4 protein-coding genes are annotated in these 4,172 nt (G+C 45.3%); 2 read left to right on the top strand and 2 right to left on the bottom strand.

Annotation, left to right across the window (positions count from 1 at the left end; all coding sequences use genetic code 11):
* Together HJG40_RS12060 and HJG40_RS12055 are read right to left on the bottom strand one after the other, a co-directional pair.
* On the bottom strand, positions 1 to 619 hold a 619-nt coding region (locus HJG40_RS12060; protein ID WP_226857429.1), incomplete at its 3' end, for a type II secretion system F family protein.
* A gap of 245 nt (positions 620 to 864) precedes the next feature.
* Positions 865 to 1,716: a type II secretion system F family protein gene (locus HJG40_RS12055; RefSeq protein WP_368356163.1), complete on the bottom strand. Its 852-nt coding sequence runs from the start codon at positions 1,714 to 1,716 to the stop codon at positions 865 to 867.
* A gap of 326 nt (positions 1,717 to 2,042) precedes the next feature.
* Between HJG40_RS12055 and HJG40_RS12050 the strand changes: the two genes are divergently transcribed.
* Together HJG40_RS12050 and HJG40_RS12045 are read left to right on the top strand one after the other, a co-directional pair.
* Complete coding sequence (locus HJG40_RS12050) at positions 2,043 to 2,741, top strand: helix-turn-helix transcriptional regulator (RefSeq protein ID WP_215864419.1); 699 nt, start codon at positions 2,043 to 2,045, stop codon at positions 2,739 to 2,741.
* The gene (locus HJG40_RS12045; RefSeq protein ID WP_215864418.1) at positions 2,734 to 3,699 is read left to right on the top strand and encodes an OmpA family protein; all 966 of its coding nucleotides are present in this window, start codon (positions 2,734 to 2,736) and stop codon (positions 3,697 to 3,699) included. The genes HJG40_RS12050 and HJG40_RS12045 overlap by 8 nt, the downstream gene beginning before the upstream one ends.
* The last annotated feature ends 473 nt before the right edge of the window (positions 3,700 to 4,172 follow it).

The raw sequence follows: 4,172 nt of genomic DNA, 5'->3' as shown, positions 1-4,172 counted from the left end.
CCTGTAAAAATTTCATGTAAATCACAAAAGCCAGCATCAGGAAGGTGATTGGAAAAATAAAAACCACCAGCGGTGCCAAAAGCTTGACTGGTGCTTCAAGAGCCAATTTTTCCGCCCGCAAAAAACGCTCTTCCCGTCGCTGTTCCGCTTGAGCACGCAATACTGGCCCCAGATCTCCACCACGCTCCTCTGATTGAACTAACGCACTGACCAGACTGCGTACCTCCGTCAACGACACACGCTCTCCAAAGCGTCGAAACACGTCCATTTTTGCCGTACCGGATCGCAACTCTCGAATCGTGATCGCGAACTCGTTGCGCAATGGTCCTGCGGGGCCCTTATCAACAGCCACCTGCATCGCACTGGTTAAATTAAGCCCTCCCTCGATCATCAAGGTGATGAAATCCAGGTAAACCGGTAACTCTTTTAAAATAAGACGTCCACGCCGCTTGGCCTGTTCAACCAACCAGATGTCAGGATAAAAGCTCGCAAACAACATAGTCAAAAATAACAGCCAAATATTGAACAACCCTGAAACCCGATATAACAACACGCAAAAAATCAAGGGTACTGTCGCACTCAGAACCTTCAGTGCAATAAACTCTCTGGCACTCAGCAAGTAGTGCATACCCGCTCTTTGTAACCGTTGATGTACCGGTAACAGTAAACGATCGGGAATGAAAATAACCAATGTTGAACGAACAAATTGAACTATGGGCCAAAGCAGCCTCAACCCTTTGGGTAAAGGATCCATGTAATCCCTGGGCGAGGGCTCCATCTGGCGTGCCAGATAACCCAATCCATAAATTGCAAAAGCAATAGATAATCCTATCAGCACGGCAAGTAACCATATTGTTAGCTTTGTCATACTTCAATGCTCACAATTTTCCGTATCCAAAAATAACCCAAAAACTCACAAAGAATGGCAACGGCCAATACTGCCCATCCTTGGGTCGTACTAAATAATGCACCCATAGCTTGCGGCTCGATTTGCAAGAGGGCCAAAACAATCAAAGCAGGAAGCGCCGTCATGACGATTCCCTGAAGACGGCCCTGCGCAGTCAATGCTTTTATTTTCTGTTCCATCATCAGTCGCTTGCGAATAGTTTCTCCCAGTCGAGCCACCGTATCGGCAAGGCTGCCTCCGACTTCCCGACTAATTCGCAATGCGGAAGCGACCAGTTGTACATCCGGGCTAGGTATGCGTTCAGCCAAATGGTCAATTGCATCTTCAAAAGCAGCTCCAAGACGTTGTTCTCGCACCACCAAGCCCAGCTCCTGACTGATGGGCGGACTGAGATCACGAGATAGCCCCTCCATAGCCTGTTGCAAATTAGCACCGGAACGCAGTCCACTGGCCAACATCATCAATGCATCTGGCAACTGCGCATGCAGTCGGTCCAAGCGTCGCTTCTGCAGCCAACGCATAATCAGGCGCGGCAGAAGCAGGATTAAAAAGGCAGCCCCGGCAGCGACCACAACTGACCCCGACGCCCACCACGTCAGAATAGGCAGAACAACCAGCAACATCAGATTCAATTTCCAGAGCAACACGGGGTCCGCAAAAATGAAAAGACTTTTCAACCCCATTTGACTGTCGCGCGCGAAGCGGTTCTGTCCTCTATACAGAAGCTGACGGGCAGCAAATGATAGCAGCAGAGTCAGGCCCAGAACGGCCATAAAGACCAGAAAAGCAAATGCTTCATGTTGCAACACGTCTCTCCCACTCAAAAAAGCAGCTCAGACAAAACGCAAAACAATACACATTATAATCAGCATTACATTTTCAGCCATAACCTACCGCTGCTTAACAGGATCATTTAATCATAATATAAAAATTCTAAAAAGATGTTCAATAATCATAACAAATATATTATAACTAATTGTTTTTTATTTATATATTAACTGATAAACAAAAATTTTAAAATCATGAAAGCGGTCGTTATCCATTTTATATATGCTATTGACATCATGAAAAATAACAGTATTATTTTCTGAAAATATTATAGATGTATCAACTTCCATAATGGAGGGAGCGAACGATGTGGTTAAAACTATTGGCCCAGACAAAACTTCAGGGCACAGACGCAACACTTTTGAACAACAATTTGCAGCTATCCCCAACACAGATGGCCCAATATTGGCGTGATCTAGGCTGGCTGCGCCAGATAAAAACCTATCGTATTCATCGACAAAGCAAAAGCTGGCAAACACATTGCTGGTGGCGCTACCCTGCCGGACGCTGGCCTAGCCCACCTCGGGAACTGATCGTTCGGGCTCAAAGAGAAGCCACGGGGAACATTTCATTTCCGCATACGGTCATGACATCGCTGGAAATCGCGTCAAGCTTCATCTGCAATGACACTCCCATGCAGATCATACTGTTTCATCTCGACACCCAAAGAATACTAACTTCTGCAGAAATGCAAAGAATTCAAGCAGGTCTAACCCTCCTGCACAGCAGATTAGAAATAGAATACCCTTTTCATCCTGAACTAAGCCCAGCAGATTTACGTATTGCACAATTACTGGTTAACGGTATTGGTCAAAGCCAAATTGCACTGCAACTTGGACAGAGTGAAAGCACCATACGCTCCCGGATAGCCGCACTATGTCGCCGTCATGGGGTACCAAACAGGCGCATGCTCCTCGTGCGCCTTCTAAGGACCATTGGCAGTAAAAAACAAATCGCCACGTCGTCTTTCGGGGCCACTTCTGACCGGAGTGAACAGCATGCGTAACACTTTTAATATTTTCTTTTTTCTGACGATATCTTTAGCAGGATCAACATCTACCCTTGCAGAAAGTGGTCAAGATCTCCCCTTTCTGGCGCGATACCCAGGAAGTGTAGTGGATAATTATCGCAGCGCTCATTACGATGAAATAACAATTCCTCTGGGACCATTAGGTAAAAATGCTCTGACCCGTTCTGAAACACTGGAGGGCCAAATCACCTATATCAAATATCAGGTTCCCAGAGATCGCTCGCCACTGGAAGTGATTCGCAACTATCAACAAGCTTTGCAGCATGCAGGGTTCCACATTTTATGGCAGTGCGCCAATCACAATTGCAGAACCAATGGAGATGCAGCCATCAATACATCTCTCTGGCGAAACGCGCCGACAGGCTATACAGGAGGCGTTGAAAATTTTCTTTTTGATGACGGGCGCATGTTAACAGCAGAACATCGAGCTGCTAATGGAGTACGTACTTTAATTTTCATCAACGACAACACCCTGTTCGGTCACTCCCAGGATGCTTCAGTATATGCAGTACAGACGCAGCCTATGCAAAACGGGATGGTGTCCAGTTCGTCCGACCCTCTGACTAGCGAAAACATGCTCTACGCACTGAATAATAAAGGGCAATTTTCTTTGCATTTACCTTTTGACTTCAATCGCTCAAACCTCAGAACAGATGCCCAACCCTCCTTGAAGACATTGAGTGATCTGCTAAAGAAGCATCCACAGTTACATGTGCGAATTGAGGGACACACAGATCAGCTAGGTGCAGAAAGCTACAATCAAAAGTTGTCCGTCACTCGGGCTGTAGCTGTTAAAAACGCCTTAATAGCCGAAGGCATTGATCCCCGGCGCCTAGAAACAACAGGCTACGGATCAAGCAGACCCTTGGTTAGCAACGATACTGAGGCAAATAGAGCCATCAACAGACGCGTAGAAATTATTAAATTGGCGTAACCGTAACTTTTTTATCGCACCGGGTAGAATCCTTTCGCAGGTCGGGAATCCTTATCTCGTTCGCAGCAATCAGCCACACCCAGAGAAATGAGCTTGCGAATCGGCTCGCAAGTCGAACTCGTGCTATTACACCAGGTCCTCTGAGTAATTACTGGAAAATTTAGCTTCACTTAAACCAAATTATCTAACACACCATGAAATCTCTTCCATATACCTCGTCCACTACTAAGTGGTAAAATCTGCGAGCACATGGTTGGCCAAAGTTACAACTGCGTCAAGCAAAATCCTGGTGCACGCTTGTGACAAGCGTGAGCGTCTACCTGCAACATATCACCCTATAAATTAACATTAAAATCGCCACATTGAAATTATGTAATAACATTTTAGTCATAAATTTAACACAAAATAACAAAAAATTAACGATAAAATAATATCTATACAACAAACATCAATCTTTATCAAAAAAAAAAAAA

Source organism: Acidithiobacillus concretivorus (genome assembly GCF_018853445.1).
Classification (GTDB): Bacteria; Pseudomonadota; Gammaproteobacteria; order Acidithiobacillales; family Acidithiobacillaceae; genus Acidithiobacillus; species Acidithiobacillus concretivorus.
The sequence above is the reverse complement of the archived record's forward strand: the minus strand, read 5'-3'. Positions and strand labels throughout refer to the sequence as shown.